The organism is uncultured Parasphingorhabdus sp. (genome assembly GCF_963975555.1).
Classification (GTDB): domain Bacteria; phylum Pseudomonadota; class Alphaproteobacteria; order Sphingomonadales; family Sphingomonadaceae; genus Parasphingorhabdus.
This window is the reverse complement of the sequence record NZ_CAXBHH010000003.1, coordinates 280,844-297,677: the sequence shown is the minus strand read 5'-3', so window position 1 is coordinate 297,677 and position 16,834 is coordinate 280,844. Positions and strand designations below refer to the sequence as shown.

The 16,834-nt window shown below is 56.4% G+C and carries 15 protein-coding genes; 11 read left to right on the top strand and 4 right to left on the bottom strand.

Annotated features, from left to right (window positions below; genetic code table 11):
* Positions 1–15: 15 nt before the first annotated feature.
* Positions 16–1,371: a sorbosone dehydrogenase family protein gene (locus AAC060_RS09440; protein ID WP_339825381.1), complete on the top strand. Its 1,356-nt coding sequence runs from the start codon at positions 16–18 to the stop codon at positions 1,369–1,371.
* 2 nt (positions 1,372–1,373) lie between these two features.
* Here the strand turns inward: AAC060_RS09440 and AAC060_RS09435 are convergent, their stop codons facing one another.
* Both AAC060_RS09435 and AAC060_RS09430 read right to left on the bottom strand, forming a co-directional pair.
* Positions 1,374–2,204 (bottom strand): ATP-binding protein, encoded by an 831-nt coding sequence (locus tag AAC060_RS09435; protein ID WP_339825379.1) that lies wholly within the window; start codon positions 2,202–2,204, stop codon positions 1,374–1,376.
* Positions 2,205–2,206: 2 nt separating this feature from the next.
* A complete protein-coding gene (locus tag AAC060_RS09430) occupies positions 2,207–3,958 on the bottom strand; it encodes an acyl-CoA dehydrogenase (protein ID WP_339825377.1) in 1,752 nt (583 codons plus the stop codon).
* Between the two features lie 52 nt (positions 3,959–4,010).
* On the opposite strand from AAC060_RS09430, the gene AAC060_RS09425 reads away from it, so the two are divergent.
* From AAC060_RS09425 to AAC060_RS09395, 7 genes are all read left to right on the top strand, one after another.
* Entirely contained in the window at positions 4,011–4,970 is a 960-nt protein-coding gene (locus tag AAC060_RS09425; protein WP_339825375.1) for an L-threonylcarbamoyladenylate synthase, read from the top strand.
* A gap of 116 nt (positions 4,971–5,086) precedes the next feature.
* Entirely contained in the window at positions 5,087–5,809 is a 723-nt protein-coding gene (gene aqpZ, locus AAC060_RS09420) for an aquaporin Z (RefSeq protein ID WP_339688963.1), read from the top strand.
* A gap of 117 nt (positions 5,810–5,926) precedes the next feature.
* Positions 5,927–6,994, top strand: a complete 1,068-nt coding sequence (locus AAC060_RS09415) for an efflux RND transporter periplasmic adaptor subunit (RefSeq protein ID WP_339825372.1) — start codon at positions 5,927–5,929, stop codon at positions 6,992–6,994.
* A 36-nt stretch (positions 6,995–7,030) separates the two neighbouring features.
* On the top strand, positions 7,031–10,108 hold the full coding sequence (locus AAC060_RS09410) for an efflux RND transporter permease subunit (RefSeq protein ID WP_339825370.1): 3,078 nt from the start codon (positions 7,031–7,033) through the stop codon (positions 10,106–10,108).
* A gap of 11 nt (positions 10,109–10,119) precedes the next feature.
* Positions 10,120–10,653 (top strand): peptide-methionine (S)-S-oxide reductase MsrA, encoded by a 534-nt coding sequence (msrA, locus tag AAC060_RS09405; protein WP_339825368.1) that lies wholly within the window; start codon positions 10,120–10,122, stop codon positions 10,651–10,653.
* A 9-nt stretch (positions 10,654–10,662) separates the two neighbouring features.
* Positions 10,663–11,532, top strand: a complete 870-nt coding sequence (locus tag AAC060_RS09400) for a UTP--glucose-1-phosphate uridylyltransferase (protein WP_339825366.1) — start codon at positions 10,663–10,665, stop codon at positions 11,530–11,532.
* A 63-nt stretch (positions 11,533–11,595) separates the two neighbouring features.
* Positions 11,596–11,853, top strand: coding sequence for a DUF6726 family protein (locus AAC060_RS09395; protein WP_339825364.1), 258 nt, complete (start codon positions 11,596–11,598; stop codon positions 11,851–11,853).
* 13 nt (positions 11,854–11,866) lie between these two features.
* Here AAC060_RS09395 and AAC060_RS09390 read toward each other — a convergent pair whose 3' ends face one another.
* Positions 11,867–12,892: a M48 family metalloprotease gene (locus AAC060_RS09390; RefSeq protein ID WP_339825362.1), complete on the bottom strand. Its 1,026-nt coding sequence runs from the start codon at positions 12,890–12,892 to the stop codon at positions 11,867–11,869.
* Between the two features lie 427 nt (positions 12,893–13,319).
* On the bottom strand, positions 13,320–14,210 hold the full coding sequence (locus AAC060_RS09385) for a LysR substrate-binding domain-containing protein (protein WP_339825360.1): 891 nt from the start codon (positions 14,208–14,210) through the stop codon (positions 13,320–13,322).
* A 125-nt stretch (positions 14,211–14,335) separates the two neighbouring features.
* Here AAC060_RS09385 and AAC060_RS09380 point away from each other — a divergent pair, with 125 nt between their 5' ends.
* The 3 genes from AAC060_RS09380 to AAC060_RS09370 all read left to right on the top strand — a co-directional run bounded on the left by AAC060_RS09380 (position 14,336) and on the right by AAC060_RS09370 (position 16,775).
* Positions 14,336–15,052 (top strand): pirin family protein, encoded by a 717-nt coding sequence (locus AAC060_RS09380; RefSeq protein ID WP_339825358.1) that lies wholly within the window; start codon positions 14,336–14,338, stop codon positions 15,050–15,052.
* A 93-nt stretch (positions 15,053–15,145) separates the two neighbouring features.
* Positions 15,146–15,727, top strand: a complete 582-nt coding sequence (locus AAC060_RS09375; RefSeq protein ID WP_339825356.1) for an NAD(P)H-dependent oxidoreductase — start codon at positions 15,146–15,148, stop codon at positions 15,725–15,727.
* 139 nt (positions 15,728–15,866) lie between these two features.
* Entirely contained in the window at positions 15,867–16,775 is a 909-nt protein-coding gene (locus AAC060_RS09370) for a mannan-binding lectin (protein WP_339825352.1), read from the top strand.
* Positions 16,776–16,834 lie beyond the last annotated feature (59 nt).

Here is a 16,834-nt window from a genome sequence, read left to right as displayed (position 1 = left end):
ATCTAATATCGCGTCATGTTGAAACATATCAGAAATGTCGCGATTCTGCTTATCATCCTCGGTGTAGGTGCAGGATATTATTTCATGCGTGGCGATACAGCCCGCTTGCCACTGGATGCGACGACAGGGGTGGAACCGGCGCTGACGGATGTCCGCTCGGAAAGTTTTCCGACAATCAATATCGCGAAAGCCGAGCCATGGGGTGCAGGAGAAGGACCGATTGCAGCCGAGGGGTTTGTGGTTGAGCGCTTCGCCGAAGGCCTTGATCATCCTCGGAGCATGTTCCGTTTGCCCAATGGCGATCTTCTGGTGGCTGAAACCAATAGCCCGCCGCGGACGAACAAGGGAATCGAAGGCTGGGTAATGCGCAATCTGATGAGCAAGGCCGGCGCTGGTACCGAATCGGCAAACCGGATCATGCTGTTGCGCGACAGTGACAAGGATGGCCAGGTCGACGAGAAATTCACTTTCCTCGAAAATCTCAACTCGCCATTCGGAATCGAGCTGATCGACGATACGCTGTACATCGCCAATACCGACGCAGTTTACGCCTATCCCTATGCTGAAGGCGATACGAAAATTACGGCTGAAGGCCGCAAGGTTGCCAATTTGAATGCCAAACAGCCCAATAACCATTGGACCCGTGGTCTGCTCGCCAGCAAAGACGGCAATCATCTCTATATTTCGGTCGGTTCGAACAGTAATATCGGCGAAAATGGCATGGAGACGGAAAAAGAGCGTGCCTCGATATTGCAGGTCGAACTCGCGACCAACAAAAAGTCGATCTACGCTGCCGGTATGCGCAATCCGGTCGGCATGGCCTATCTTCCGGGAACCGACAAATTCTACACCGTTGTCAACGAGCGCGATATGCTCGGCAGCGACATGGTTCCGGACTATCTCACCGAAGTGCGCTGGGGCGCGCATTATGGCTGGCCCTGGCATTTCTGGGGCGGTTATGTCGATCCGCGAACCGAGAAAAATCTCGACCACCGCCAATATGAACGGCGCCCGGATTATGGGCTTGGTGCGCATGTCGCACCGCTGGGTCTCGCATTTTCACATGGTCAGGCGCTCGGTAAACCTTTTGCCACCGGCGCGGTGATCGCGCGGCACGGTTCGTGGAACCGCCAGCCGCTGTCCGGCTATGATGTGGTCTATGTGAACTTCAACCAGCGCGGAGAGCCCGAGGGCAAGCCGGTCACGATCCTCAGCGGATTTACCGATGAAGAGGAACTGGCACGCGGCCGTCCGGCAATGGTCGCCTTTGACCAGACCGGCGCTCTACTGGTCAGCGACGATGTTGGTGGAATCATCTGGCGTGTTTCACGCAAGGGTGCTGCCAAAGCTCCTGCCGCGGCAGACAAATAGACCTAAGCCAGAAACTTGTCCGCGCGTCCGGCCAGTTCAACAATATATTGCCACGCCACTCGGCCCGAACGGCTGCCACGCTGTTTGGCCCATAGAAGCGCGTCTTCGCGCTCGAACGTCAGGCCATGGGCTGCGGCATATCTGGTGATGATCGTCAGATAATCATCCTGTGATGCTGCATGGAAACCCAGCCGCAAGCCGAAGCGATCGGACAAAGCCAGCTGGTCATCGACCGCGTCGCGCGGGTTGACCGGATCATCCTGCTCGCTCATCTGGCGCGATACGATGTGACGGCGGTTGGAAGTGACATACAGGCGGACGTTGGCGGGCCGCTGGCTCGCCCCGCCTTCCAGCATTGAGCGCAATGTACGCGGTTCGCTGCTGCCTTCGGAAAATCCGATATCGTCGATGAATATTATGAATCGGCGTTTGGTCGAGGCGAGTAGCCCGAACAGCGCTGGCAGTGTCTCCAGATGATCCGATGGCACCTCGATCAGAGCAATATCTTCGCCTTGCACCTGCAACGTCCGCACCACCGATTTGGCGAGTGCCGATTTGCCCATACCGCGCGACCCCCAGAGCAGGACATCATGCGCGGCATGGCCTTTCGCATGGCGGCTGCTATTGTCCAGTACCCGCGACTTTTGCGGGTCAATACCGGTGAGGAGATCAATGTCGGTCGGGTTGAAAGGGGCAATCATCTTGAGGTCGCGCCCGTCCCACAGAAAGGCATCGCCCGATGACAGATCGACCGGACTGGCGGCTGGCGGCGCAATGCGTTCAAGCGCCCCGGCTATCCGTTCCAATATGTCCCTGTCGCCATTTTCCGGCATGATCAGCCCGCCAGCTCGGCGCTGTTCAGGCTGTACAATATATCCGCTCCGCCCATCGCAGCGGCCTTGAGGCCGAGCGCTTCGGGAACAATATGATCGAGATAATAGCGGGTGGTGACCAGCTTGGCCTTGAGGAACGGATCATCGCCCTCAGCCAGTTCGGCGGATGCAATCCGGTGCTGTTTCTTCATCAGCATGCCGCAGGTTGCTGTGGCCAGCATGGTCATGAAGGCATAGCTGCCGGCCAGCCGGTCGTCGATCGATGCGTCGCCGCTGGCCATCCACTGCCTGATATGCTCGCAGGTGTCGGCCAGTGCTAGCAGGCTTTCGTCGCCTTCAGCCTCCGCGCGGATATCGGAAATCAGCGTGGCCATCGCCTCGCCGCCGTCGAGACCCAATTTGCGGCCGACGAGGTCGGCGGCCTGAATGCCGTTGGTGCCTTCGTAAATCGGTGCGATTCGCGCATCACGGAAATGCTGGCCTGCACCGGTTTCCTCGATGAAGCCCATGCCGCCATGAACCTGTACGCCGAGCGAGGCGACTTCGTTGCCGATGTCGGTGCCATAGCCCTTGATCAGCGGTGTCAGGATTTCGGCGCGGGACTTGGCGCCCTCGATACCCAAAGTCGCGCGGTCCACGCTCGACGTTGCATAATATAGCAAGGCGCGGGCGGCCTGTGTCAGGGCCTTGGACCGCAGCAACATGCGGCGTACGTCGGGGTGTTCGATAATCGCTACCGGTGTCTTGTCGCCGCTGCCGGCGCGGGCAGACTGGACCCGTTCTGTGGCGAAACGGCTGGCCTGCTGGGTAGCCCGCTCGGCGATTTGCACGCCTTGCGAACCGACGTTGATGCGGGCGTTGTTCATCATCGTGAACATAGCTTTCATGCCGCCATATTCGCCACCGATCATCTCGCCGATACAGTCATTCTTTTCACCATAAGCCATGACGCAGGTCGGCGACGCGTGAATGCCGATCTTATGTTCGATCGACACACAGGTCACATCATTGGGCGCGCCGGGATTGCCGTCGGCATCAAGGTGATATTTAGGCACTATGAAAAGCGAAATCCCGCGGGTGCCTTCCGGCGCGTCCGGTGTCCGGGCGAGCACCAGATGAATGATATTGTCGGTTAGATCATGTTCGCCGAAGGTGATGAATATCTTCTGTCCCTTGATCCGGTATTTCCCAGTATGTTCGCCTTCGGTGATCGGTTCGGCGGTAGAACGCAGCGCGCCGACATCGGATCCCGCTTGCGGTTCGGTGAGGTTCATCGTGCCGGTCCATGCGCCGGAAATCAGATTGGGCAGATATTGTGCCTTTTGCTCTTCGGTCCCGTGAACGTGGAGCGCCTCGATCGCGCCAAAGCTGAGCATCGGGCACAAGGTGAAGGCATAATTGGCCGCGCCGCAGGTCTCGAGAATCAGCGCCGACAGCGAATAAGGCAGGCCCTGGCCGCCAAATTCTTCCGGTCCGTCAATCGATGCCCAGCCGCCTTCGATAAATTGCGCATAGGCCTGTTTGAACCCGTCGGGCATCGTGACCTTGCCATCATTCCATTTTGCCCCGACGGTGTCGCCGATCCGGTTGATGGGTGCGAACTCGCCTGCTGCAAACTGGCCGATGCCTTCGACAATGGCCTCGACCATATCGTCGCTCGCACCGGAAAAGCGATCATGCTCAGCCAGTTCGCCAATGTCGGCGATATGTTTGAGGACAAAATTCTGTTCGCGACCGGGGGCTGTAAAACTCATGAAATGACTATCCGTTGTTGCCTGATTTTCCGCAGCGCTATAGCGCAGGGTCATGTCAGGCTCAAATGATCATATTGGCGAGGAAGCGCGCCGCTACGGCACAGTAACAATTGGTGAAGCTACCGTACGGTTGCGCGATGGCGGGCTAGTCGCTGTACCGACCGAAACCGTCTATGGTCTGGCCGCCGATTCGACCAATGCAAGCGCCGTTGCGGAGATATACCGGACCAAGGGCCGCCCTGACTTCAATCCGCTGATCGTCCATGTGCCTGATCTGGATGCAGCCAGAAAGCTCGGAAAATTTGGCGCTCTCGCGAGCCGGTTTGCCGAGGCGCTCTGGCCGGGACCGTTGACACTCGTCGTTCCCAAGAGCGAAAATTGTGCCGTCGCTGCCGCGGTAACCGCGGGTCTGGACACGATCGCGTTGCGCTGCCCCGCCCATCCGGTGATGCGTGAATTGCTGAAGGAGTCGGGACTGTTTCTCGCCGCCCCTTCGGCCAATCGCAGTGGCGGCATCAGCCCGACCACGGCGGATCATGTCGCTCTCAGTCTTGGCGAGGGTGCGCCGCTCATCCTGGATGGCGGACCGTGCGAACGCGGGATCGAGTCCACCATAATCGGCATCGCAAATGGAAACTACCGGATATTGAGGCCGGGTCCGGTGACGCTGAAGCAACTCGAGGAAATTGCTGACAAGCCGCCGACGACTGCCAGTGCAGGCATAATCGAGGCACCGGGGCAGTTGGCGTCGCATTATGCGCCATCGAAACTGCTCAGGCTCAATGCCCGGACTTCGGACCGGGACGAATATCATATTGGTTTTGGACTAGTAGCGGGGGACCGGAACCTGTCGCCGCACGCAGATCTGGCGGAAGCCGCCAGCATGTTGTTCGCCGCGCTTCACGATGCCGACGCGAGTGGCAAAGCCAGAATCGCCGTAGCACCTATTCCCGAAACCGGTATCGGCATTGCGTTGAATGATCGATTGGCCCGCGCTGCGTCCGGGAAATAGCGCTCGTATACATGAGTTTACAAGGCTGAGCCTTGAGAATCTGCCATTTTTCCATAGAGTGACCCGGTTCGGCGTTTCATCATGCCGCATATTCTGGAGCCAACGGGAGGAAAATCATGACGACAGTACAAAAATCACTAGCGGAATTTCTGGGGACATTCTGGCTGGTTTTCGGCGGATGCGGGAGCGCGGTTATCTCGGCGGCATTCCCTGAAGTCGGCATTGGTTTGCTCGGCGTTGCTCTGGCTTTCGGTCTTACCGTTCTCACAATGGCATATGCCATTGGTCATATCAGCGGATGCCACCTCAACCCGGCTGTAACCATAGGGCTATGGGTGGGTGGACGCTTTCCGGCCAATGAAATCCCGGTCTATATTATCGCCCAGGTTTTCGGTGCGATTGCGGCAGCAGCAGCGCTTTACATGATTGCATCCGGTAACCCGGCTTTCGATCTCGCCGTGAACGGACTGGCCGCGAATGGGTTCGGTGACAAATCACCTGGTGGCTACGCCATGGGGGCCGGGATCGCGATCGAGGTCTTGCTGACCTTCTTCTTTCTGCTGATCATATTGGGTGCAACCGATGGTCGCGCTCCGGCCGGCTTCGCACCGCTGGCAATTGGCCTGGGCCTGACGCTGATCCATCTGATCAGCATTCCGGTGACCAATACTTCGGTTAATCCTGCAAGAAGCACGGGTCCCGCATTGATCGAAGGCGGCATCGCATTATCGCAACTCTGGGTTTTCTGGATCGCGCCGATCGGTGGTGCGATATTGGCCGGTATCGTTTACAAGGTTGTCGGAGGTTCGGGTCAGGATATTGTCGGCACAGAAGGCTGATACTGACTCTTTAATAGCACATCCAAGGGGCCGGGTTTCACAATCCGGCTCTTTTTGGTTTCATTTCGAAATTTTCTATTGGTCATGCCGATATTGCCACCTAAGAAGAATATAGGGGTGGTAGTTCGCGATATGGCGCTTGGCAGAACGATAATATCGATTTCCGTCGGTCTGGTTATCTTGACCGGGTGCAGTGTAAGTGAACCGGAAGCAAAACCAAAATCAACCGATCCCGTTCCGGCAGCAGTGACCACGGTCCAGCCGGCTAGCGAAAATGAGCTGATTGTCGCCGCGGGTACTGTCCGATTGCGCCGTGAAACATCACTGGGTTTTACCACCGGCGGCAAAATCGCTTCGGTCCGTTTTGAAGAAGGAGACAGGGTGAAGCGCGGTGCGGTTCTTGCCTCTCTGGATAATAGTACGGTCGCGTCAGACCTGAGCGTAGCGCGCGCGGAACGCGATCGTGCAGAAGCCGAATATGGTCGCATCGAGAAATTGTTCAAAGATGGCTGGGTGACCAAAGCCCGGCTCGAACAAGCGGAAGCGGCGATGCGGGTCGCCCGGGCCCGTATCCAGTCCACGGAATTTGCCAGCCGAACCGCCGATATTCGTTCACCCGGCAATGGAATAATCCTCACCCGCAATATCGACGCGGGCCAAATCGTGGCGGCCGGAACGACGGCGCTGGTGCTGGGAGAAATTGACAAAGGTTTCGTATTGCGGGTTCCGATGACCGATGCAGACGCCGCCCGGATACGCGTCGGCATGCCGGCAAAGGTCCTTGTTTCATCCATTTCCGACCTCCCGATCGACGCGGTGGTCAGCGAGAAAGATGGACGGGCCGATGAACGGACCGGAACGTTCGAAGTAAGTTTTCTCCTGCCTGGCAATGACCGTTTGCGGTCGGGGCAGTTGGGCAAGGTCGAAATCGAGGTATCACGAGGATCGTCGGCAACTTTCGTTATTCCGGCCAATGCGATTTTCGGCATCCGGACCGGCGAAGGTCTGGTATTTGTCGTTGATGCCAAGAACCGGGTCAAGCAACGCAATGTCGATATCGGAAAGTTGACCGACGAGAATCTTGAAATTCTTGGTGGCCTGAAAGAAGGCGAAATCATTGTGACCCGCGGCGTCGAGAAGCTGCGCGACGGTGACGTGATCAAACCCATCAGAGCAGCAAATTGATCAGCGCGTTTACCCAGAAGGATCATCGGGCCTGATATGCTTGCCCGGTTCGTCATCTCTCGCTGGCAACTCAGCCTGGTCCTTTTCATTCTGCTCGTTGTGCTGGGTATCAGTGCGCTCATCAATATTCCCAAAGCCGTTGATGCCCACTTCCCGATTCCGGCCGTCAACATCATTGCGATCCAGCCCGGCGCCGATGCGCAGGAAATGGAAGAGACGGTCGCCAAGCCGATCGAAGACGTCCTTCAGGGGCTGGATGACATCGTAGAGGTGCAATCGACAAGCACCGATGGCGGAACAGTGATCAACGTCGAATTCAGCGAATGGTCGGGTGACGTCGATGGCTATTTTGATGACGTGGTCCGCGAAGTATCCGCAATCCGGGACGAACTTCCGGCAGAATTGCAGAAACTGGAATATCGCAAGATCCGGACCACCGAAGCTGCAGTCATGCAGGTGGCTCTGATCAGCGAAACCGCTTCGTGGCGACGGATGGAGAAATATGCGGACGATATGGTCGAGGTCTTCACCCGCAACAGCGGAGTCCGGGAGTCGCGGATTTTTGGCCTGCCGAAGCCGGAAGTCAGCGTCGAGGTTAATTCGGATAGGCTGTCCGAATTGCGCGTACCCGCAAGCGCGGTCGCCGATACCGTGCGTCAGGGCGGTGCAGATTTGCCGGGCGGCGCTGTGCAGAGCGGGGAGCGAAGACTGAATGTCGAGGCCGGTGGTGCATTCCGGAATCTCGATGCCATTCGTGGATTGCCGCTGCGGGCTGCCGACGGATCGCTTCTGACCGTTGATGATGTCGCGGACGTCCGCTGGGGCGCGCAGGAACAGATTTACCGGACCCGCCACAATGGCCAGCGCGCCGTCTTCCTCACCGTGACCCAGAAGGACGGGGTCGACGTTACCCGCCTGAAAAACGAACTTGATATTGAACTGGAGCGGCAGCGCTCGATCTTGCCGCCGGATATTAAACTGGTCATGCAATTTGACCAGAGCCGTGATGTGAAGCGGCGATTAAACGAACTGACTCGTGACTTTTCGATTGCGATTGCCCTGGTCATCTTCACACTTCTGCCGCTGGGTTTTCGGTCGTCCGCTATCGTCATGATCTCGATCCCGCTCTCGCTCGCTTCCGGCCTGCTGGTCCTTTATGCGATGGGATATAATCTCAGCCAGCTCTCCATCGCCGGCTTCATTGTCTCGCTCGGGTTGCTGGTCGACGACAGTATCGTGGTGACAGAAAATATCGCACGGCATTTGCGAATGGGGAAGACGCGAATTCAGGCAGCTATAGAGGGCAGTCTGGAAATCCGTGCGGCGGTCATTGGTTCTACAGCTGTGCTGGTGCTGGCCTTTGTGCCGCTACTGTTCCTGCCCGGGGGCGCCGGTTCCTATACTCGGTCCTTCTTCATCGCCATAATCGCGACTGTGGTTGCCTCGTTGCTGATTTCCCTGTCGGTCATTCCGTTTCTTGCCAGTCGTATGTTGCGGCGGGATGAAGATCCGGAAGGCAATCCGGCGCTGCGCTGGGTTAATGATAAAATCCAGCGGTTTTATCGGCCATTTTTGCACATCGCTCTGGGCGCGCCGGTCAAGACGGTCGTACTGGCAATGGTTTTGTGCCTGTCGGCTTTCGCTCTCGTTCCGGCTTTGGGTTTTTCGCTTTTTCCTTTTGCTGATGCACCATATTTCCGGGTTTCGGTCGAAGCGGAACAGGGCAGCAGCCTTGACCGGACCGACGGGATTGTTGCTGAAGTTACAAAGATTCTGGAAACCGAACCCAGTATAGTCGTACGGGCTGAAAATATCGGAAACGGCAATCCGCAAGTATTCTACAATGTCGGGCCGAGGGCCGAGCGCACCAACTATGGTGAAGTGCTGGCGGTCATGGATGATTGGGACACGCGGGAAGGCCCGGAAATGATCGACAGGTTGCGCAAGCAGCTCGATCAGATTGCCGGCGCCCGCGTGAAGATCGAACTTTTCCAGAATGGCACGCCGGTGGAAGCACCGATCGTCATTCGGGTAGCGGGACCGGAATTGGACAAGCTGAAGGAACTGTCGGGCAAAGTTGCCGATGTGTTGCGGCAGACTCCAGGAGCTCGCGATATCGTGAACCCTGTGGATACCGACAAGATCGACCTTGATATCGGTCTGGATGAACAGAAAGCTGCGTTGCTCAACATTGCCGCAGGCGAGCCGCGTCGCGCCATCCGGTTGGCGATCAGCGGTGAACAGGCCGCGTCTTTCCGGGATCAGGAGGGGGATAATTATCCGGTGACCGTCCGCTATCCGTTTGAGAATAATCTTCCGATTTCGGTCCTGGACAAGGTATATGTTGCTACGCGTACCGGCGATTCTGTGCCGCTGTCCCAGATTACCAACCCCAAACTCACCAACGTGACTCCGCAAATCCAGCGCTATCAGCTGCAGCGAACGGTGCTGGTCACGGCGCAGGTGGACTTTGGCGAGATCCCGTCAACGATCAATAGCCGCGCGGTGGAGAAGCTGGAGCAGATGGATTTTCCCGAAGGCTATCAATGGTCCGTGGGCGGTGAGTCAGAAGCTATTGGCGAGACCTTTGGAAATTTCGGCCCGTTGATCATAACCTCAATCATGTTGATCATAGCGATTTTGGTGGCCGAGTTTCGACGGTTTCGGGAAACGATCGTGGTTGCAGGCGTCATTCCGCTCGGGACTTTTGGCGGTATTATGGCTCTTTTTGTCACCGGCAATTCGCTGAGTGTTATGGCGATTATCGGCTTCATCGCACTGATCGGGATCGAGATCAAGAATTCGATATTGCTGGTCGACTTCACCACCCAGTTGCGCGCGCAAGGCATGGGCCTGCGGGAAGCGATCGAGAAAGCCGGCGAGGTCCGCTTCCTCCCCGTGTTGTTGACTTCGATAACCGCAATCGGCGGCCTGACCCCGCTCGCATTCTGGGGCGGGGCCCTGTACGGCCCGCTGGCGCTCATCATCATCGGGGGATTGATAAGTTCGACCCTCTTGTCTCGCGTGGTTACACCCGCCATGTATCTACTTGTCGCTATGCGCGATGAAGCGAGCGAAAACACAAATAGCGGGGGCATCGCCGCCTCTGCATAAAAGGAGTTTATATGGCACAGCAGGAAGCCATTTTGGCCGGCGGTTGCTTTTGGTGTACCGAGGCGGTGTTCAACGACATTGCCGGGGTGAATTCCGTCGAAAGCGGCTATATCGGAGGCCAAAAGCCGGACCCCACCTATCGCGAGGTTTGTTCGGGTACCACCGGTCACGCCGAAGCGATCAAGATCGGGTTTGACGATGCGGCGGTAAGCTATTCCGATCTGCTCGATATCTTCTTTGCGACCCACGATCCGACACAACTTAATCGCCAGGGCAATGATGTCGGCACCCAGTACCGGTCGGCGATTTTTCCGGTCGACGATGCACAGCGCGCCGAAGCCGAGGCCGGAATATTGCGTGCCGGCGAGGGCAGGGCCGAACCGATCGTGACGACAATCGAAGGGCCTGCGACCTGGTATATTGCGGAAGATTATCATCAACAATATTGGGCGGATGAAGGGCGCGGCAATCCATATTGTGTGGCCACTATCCCGCCGAAATTGCAGAAATTGCGGACCAGTTTCGCTGATAAATTGAAGGACTAGGGCAGACCTATGAAACCGATCAGAAAAGCCGTCTTTCCTGTTGCCGGTATGGGAACCCGTTTTCTGCCGGCCACCAAGGTAATGCCCAAGGAACTTTTCCCGATCGTCGATCGTCCTCTCCTCCAATATGCTGTGGATGAAGCGCTGGAAGCCGGAATCGAGCAGATGATCTTCGTCAACGGCCGCGGCAAGGGCATGATCGAGGATCATTTCGACATGGCCTATGAGTTGGAACATACGATGGCCGATCGATCGAAAGACCGGTCGGTTCTCGACGGCACCCGCTTCCGTCCGGGCGATTGCGTCTTTGTACGACAGCAGGAACCGCTTGGTCTCGGTCACGCGATCTGGTGCGCGCGGGACATTATCGGCGACGAGCCGTTCGCGATTTTTCTGCCCGATGAATTCATGGTCGGTTCGCCCGGATGTATGAAGCAGATGGTTAGCGCTTATGAAAGGCTTGGTGGTAATATTGTCTGTGCGCTGGAAATTCCGATCGAGGACACGTCCTCTTATGGTGTGATCGATCCCGGCTATCGGAATGGTCCGATCACCGAGGTCAAAGGCCTGGTGGAGAAACCGGCCGCTGGCACAGCGCCGTCCAATCTGATCCTGCCGGGCCGCTATATCCTGCAGCCCGAGGTGATGCGGATATTGGAAACGCAGGCTGCTGGCGCTGGCGGGGAAATCCAGTTGACCGATGCGATGGCGCAGATGATCGGCAAGCAGCCGTTTCACGGCATGACCTTTAACGGCAAGCGCTATGATTGTGGATCGAAACTGGGCTATGTCGAAGCCAATCTGGCGATGGCGCTGGCCCATCCGGAAATCGGCAGCGACATTCGGGTGATGGCCGAGAAGCTGCTGGCCCAACGCTGATGGAATCCGCTATTCATCCGGACTTCATCATATCGGCTGCACAAGATGTTTAAGGAGGGTTTCATGCGCGCATTTTCAATCCTGTCACTGTCACTGGCTCCGTTGATATTGTCGGGCTGTGTCACCAAGGTTATTACGGCACCGTTCCGGGCCGCCGGGACTGTCGTCGAAACGGCCGTCGATGCGACCACCCAGAGCCAATCCGAAAAGGAAGAAGATCTGGGCCGTAAAGTGCTTGCCGACCGTAAAAAGCAGCGGGACCTTTGTCTGGACGAGGCGCAAAACAAGCAAGAGCGCCGCAATTGCAAGGATGCTTACTAACGGGACGATTAAGTCAGTCCGTTTTGGCCAGCAGCGGCGGTGCATATTTGCCGTCGACAGGCCGAATTGCTTCCATTTCCGCTATTTCCTCTTCGAACAATTGCACCCGCTTTTTCCAGCGGTAATGGGTCGAGGCTGATAATATGCCCTTGCCATGTTCCTTGCCGTAGCGGGTCCAGAAACCGATTGCGGCCTGTGGATCATAGCCAGCGTTGGCCATCAGCCATACCGATAGCCGGTCCGCCTCGATTTCTGAATCCTTGATCTTTTCGGCGCTGTTGCCGAACTGCCCAAAAAATCCGCGGTTGACGCCTTCCGCATCAAGCCGGTCGCGGTGTTTCAGCAGATTGTGGGCCAGTTCGTGCGCGACAACCGCGGCAAATTCATCGTCGCTCAGAAAATATTCGGCGAGGCGCGATGTGACGCTGACCAGTTTTCCATCAGCGCTGGCACTCCTGTCGGCGCTGACCCTGATCTGGAATTGGCTTGGACATGTCATAACGCTCCCGATCGCAACGGTCCGGCTGATGCCGCCTTGCGAGATCGTCAACTCGACCTTGTCTTCTGCAAGCGCCTGTTCCAGCAGCTGATTGATCGCCGCGACCCTGCGATAGACCGGCTGTTGGTTGGACAGCTCGGGATCGTCGGTCGCTATTTCACCGACGGGCATCGTGTTTATCGCCAGCAGAGTATCGCCTGGTGATAATTTTGCGAGTTCAGCCGGACTATCCGGAGCCACCGCCGTGATCCCTATGGAACCATCGAACCCGAGCGCGAAACGGGCGGTTTCCTGATCGACATATTGGGCGACATCATTGAGCAACAAACCGGTCCTGGCGGCTTTCTCGTCGCAATAAGGTGCATTGGCATCGACCAGTCGATAACCGATGGCGTTCAACCGATGGTCAAGCAGTTGCAGCCCCTTGAGCGCCAAAATCATGTCGGCGTTGACACCGTCATCAGGGCCTTCCTGTGCCGACAGGGGGGCGGCAAAGCTCAACGCCACCAGAGAAATCCAGGTTCTGATCATGAAGTCCATTTAGCCCATTGCTCCTGTCGGCAGGTTGAACGTACTTTGCATCGAATTATCGGTGAGGTTCCACCATCCCAATATCAGCGCTGCAACAATCAACACGATCGCGTCACGCAGACCTCCGGTGGGGACCAAGGGTTGACGAGCCCCGAGGTGAGATAAAACATGAGGTCTGTGATGAGAAACAGAAAAGCGGTTTCGAGCGGCATTAATATTGAGGCCTGTTAAGCTGAAGAACTTTACAAACTTTACAGTGTAAGAGCAAAAAATTCTTCACCTTCGATTTTCGCAAAAAACAGGCATTTTTGAACATTCAGAATAGCTGCTGGGAAAAAGTTGATCACTGCGGAATCCTTTCAACATTTTGTCGGCTCATATGGAAAGCTACAAATTGCGGATCCTGTAGGACAGAAAAATGATGGTCTTTCTTGGGCTAGCGTAATTTGTCCCGCAAATGATCGACCAGGGCATTCACACGGGCCGGGCGTAATGCAGAGGGCGGCAAGACGATGTTGAGATCGATCGGTTCGAAATGCCAGTCGTGCAGGATTCTGGTCAATTGACCGTTTGCCAGATATTCCTCGATGAGAAAGTCCGGCAGATTGCTGATACCGTGCCCGGCGATCAACGACGCCAGTTCCAAAGTACCGTTATTGGTACGCAGGCGGCATTTCGGCTGAACACTGACTGTTGCCCCAGTTGGCCCGGTCAGGTGCCAGATTTCGGGTGTGGGCAGGTTAGAATAGATGAAGCAATCATGTTCGCTCAGTTGTGATGGATGTTCGGGCTTGCCGCGACGTTCTAGATAGGCAGATGCGGCAACAAAATGGCGCTCGATCCGGCGTAGCTTTATCGCGCGCAGGCTGCTGTCGGGCAGGGCGGCGATCCTGACGGCAAGATCAAAACCTTCTTCCACCAGATCGATTCTGGCGTCGCTGAGTTGTACATCAACCGTGATTTCGGGATATTTGGTCATGAAACCGGCAATCACCGGGGCGAGATGGGAAAGCCCGTAGCTGAGCGGTGCCGCCATCCGGACTTGCCCGCGCAGCAAATGGGTGGTGTCGCGCGCTGCTTCCATCGCTGTTTCGCCATCATGGGCGATTTGCTGGGCATGCGGCAGCAGCGAGCGCCCCGCCGTCGACAACGATATTTTGCGCGAAGTGCGGTGGAACAGAACTGTGCCCAGGCTTTGCTCGAGCCGGGTAATCGCTTTTGAAATAGTCGGCTTTGACAGATTCAGCTCTTTCGCCGCTGCGGTAAAGCTGCCGTGCCGCGCAACCGCTGCAAATATTGCCCATGCTTCATAATCAGGTAGTGCCATAGCCAGCATATTAATAAACAAATAGAAACAATCAATTTCTTTTCTGTCTATTTTCGAAACAAATCGGCGCGCCTATCTGATTGTCATGACGAGCGGAAAGGAGCCGCTCTAACAGGAGAAAGACAATGATCGAGAAACGCGCATTCAAGGACCTTGCCCATGTTAACCACGAGTGGCTGCAGGCCCGTCATCATTTTTCCTTCGGTAAATATTGGGACCCTGCCCGTATGGGTTTTGGCCCGATCCGGGTGTGGAATGATGACGAAATAAACCCCAAAACCGGATTTCCGATGCACGGCCATCAGGATATGGAAATCATAACCTATGTCCGCGAAGGGGCCATCACCCATCGCGACAATATGGGTAACGAAGGCCGCACAGAGGCTGGCGATGTTCAGGTGATGAGCGCCGGCACCGGCGTGATGCACAGCGAATATAATCTGGAGGACGAGCGGACTCGCTTGTTCCAGATCTGGATTGAACCTCGTGCTGCCGGTGGTGCCCCCCGCTGGGATGCCAAAGCCTTTCCGAAGGGTGACCGCTCGGACCAGCTGGAAATTCTCGCCAGTGGTTTTGATGAAGACATCGAAGGCGGTGCTCTGATGATCGGAGCCGATGCGCGGCTTTACGGCGCGACGCTTACGGCTGGAACCACGGTCGAACATCAAATCGCCGATGGCGCACACGTCTATCTGGTCGGTTCGGCCGGTCAGGTGAGAGTCAACGGTGAACTGGTCGGTGCCCGGGATTCCCTGGCGATCAGGGATATATCATCGCTGCAGATTGAAGCCATCGACGATGCGGAATTTGTCTTTGTCGAGGCATGGGAGTCGCAGCACTGACACCCGCTACCCGAGGGACGCTCTCCCATCCCGTTTTTGGGCGAGCGTCCCTCCAATCCTTTCCGTTAATCCCAGAACATAGGAAATAATCTCATGACCGATAATAGAAACATCCTCCGTATCGACGCCAGCGCTCGCAAAACCGGTTCATCGTCTCGCGCTATGACCGATGCTCTCGTTGAAAGGCTTGCTCCGGATAATATCGTCACCCGCGATCTTGCCGTGGCATTACCCTTTGTTACGGAGAATTGGGTCGGCGCCAATTTTACCGACGAAGGGGAACGAAGCGACGCACAGAAAGCGGAACTCGCTGTGTCCGATACGTTGGTGGCGGAATTATTCGCGGCCGACATATTGGTGATCGGCACGCCGATTTATAATTTTGGTATCCCGGCTGCACTGAAAGCGTGGATTGATATGGTGGCGCGGGCGCGCAAGACGTTTCAATATATCGCCAATGGGCCTGAAGGTCTGCTGACAGGCAAGAAGGCTTATATCTTGGTGGCTTCGGGCGGCACGGCAATCGGCAGCGAGATTGACTTCGCTACCGGCTATCTGCGCCATGTGCTCGGGTTTATCGGGATAACCGATGTTACCTTCATCGCTGCAGACCAGCAGATGGTGAAGGGCGAGGCTGCAGTGGAAACGGCCTTGCAGGAAATAGCTATCACTTAAAGCGCTTCCCGTCTTCGCTAACAGAAAGGTCCCCCGAAATCTCTTCGGCGGACCTTTCTTATTTGGGTGATGGACTTGTTATAGGCTGCCACACTGTGCAACACAGGATTCTGGGTCGCACCAGAAAAACGGGGAAATCATGACTATTTTAAACAGAGCGTTGGCGATGGGCCTGACCGTTGCCACGATGGGATCAACATATCTGGTTTCTTCTGAAGCCGCATACGCGCAGCAGCGGCAGCAAGGTGTGAACGGCTATAATGTGTCAGAGGTCAGGTTTAATGGCGGCTTGTTCCGTGAAACCGGCAGAGGACATTGGACCGAATATGGGGCCGATGGCCGGGTTAAATTCATTTTCAGAGAGACCAGCCGGGATGACTGGTCAGTCTATCTCGATGATTCGTCGCGCAATATACAGCTGCAAATCGACATCCACCGCAAATGGATAAGATTGGGTGACAATGGCGGGCCCATGCGCGATTTCTATGCGATTACAAAGGCGTCCCGCAATGAAGGGCGAACCAGAACGCCGCCGCAGCCTTCACCGCGCGCAGAGCGTGCCAGAACCAACGGCAGTAACGTGCAGCAGGTATATTTTGCAGGCGGCAGTTTCAAAACGAGCGGTCCTGGTCGCTGGACGGAATATAATGCACAGGGCCGGGCGATATATAATTTCACTGAAACCGGGCGCGATCAATGGTCCGTCTATCTCGATGACCGGTCGCGCAATGTGCAATTGCAGCTGGACCTTTACCGCAACTGGATCGGTTATGGCCAAAATGGCGGTGCCAAGAGTGACCTGTACCAGATTCAGTCATCGTCACGGGTACAGGCCGCAGCGCCGCAGCGCCGGTCCCCGCCTCCGGCACGACGCCCTGATCCTCGTCCCGCAAACAATACCCGCAATGTTGATGCGGGTCCGATCTGGAGCCAGCAGGATGCGCAACGGAAATGTCCGGCTGTGGCGGCCTCTCAGGGCGGGCAGTGGACGGGCCAATGGCGTACGACAGTTCAGGGCAAGATGTCGGTCTGCGAGATCAGGTTCTAGCCAGTTCCCGCTTCTCGCGGCTGACCGAACAACAAAAAGCCCCGCCGGATCATCTCCAG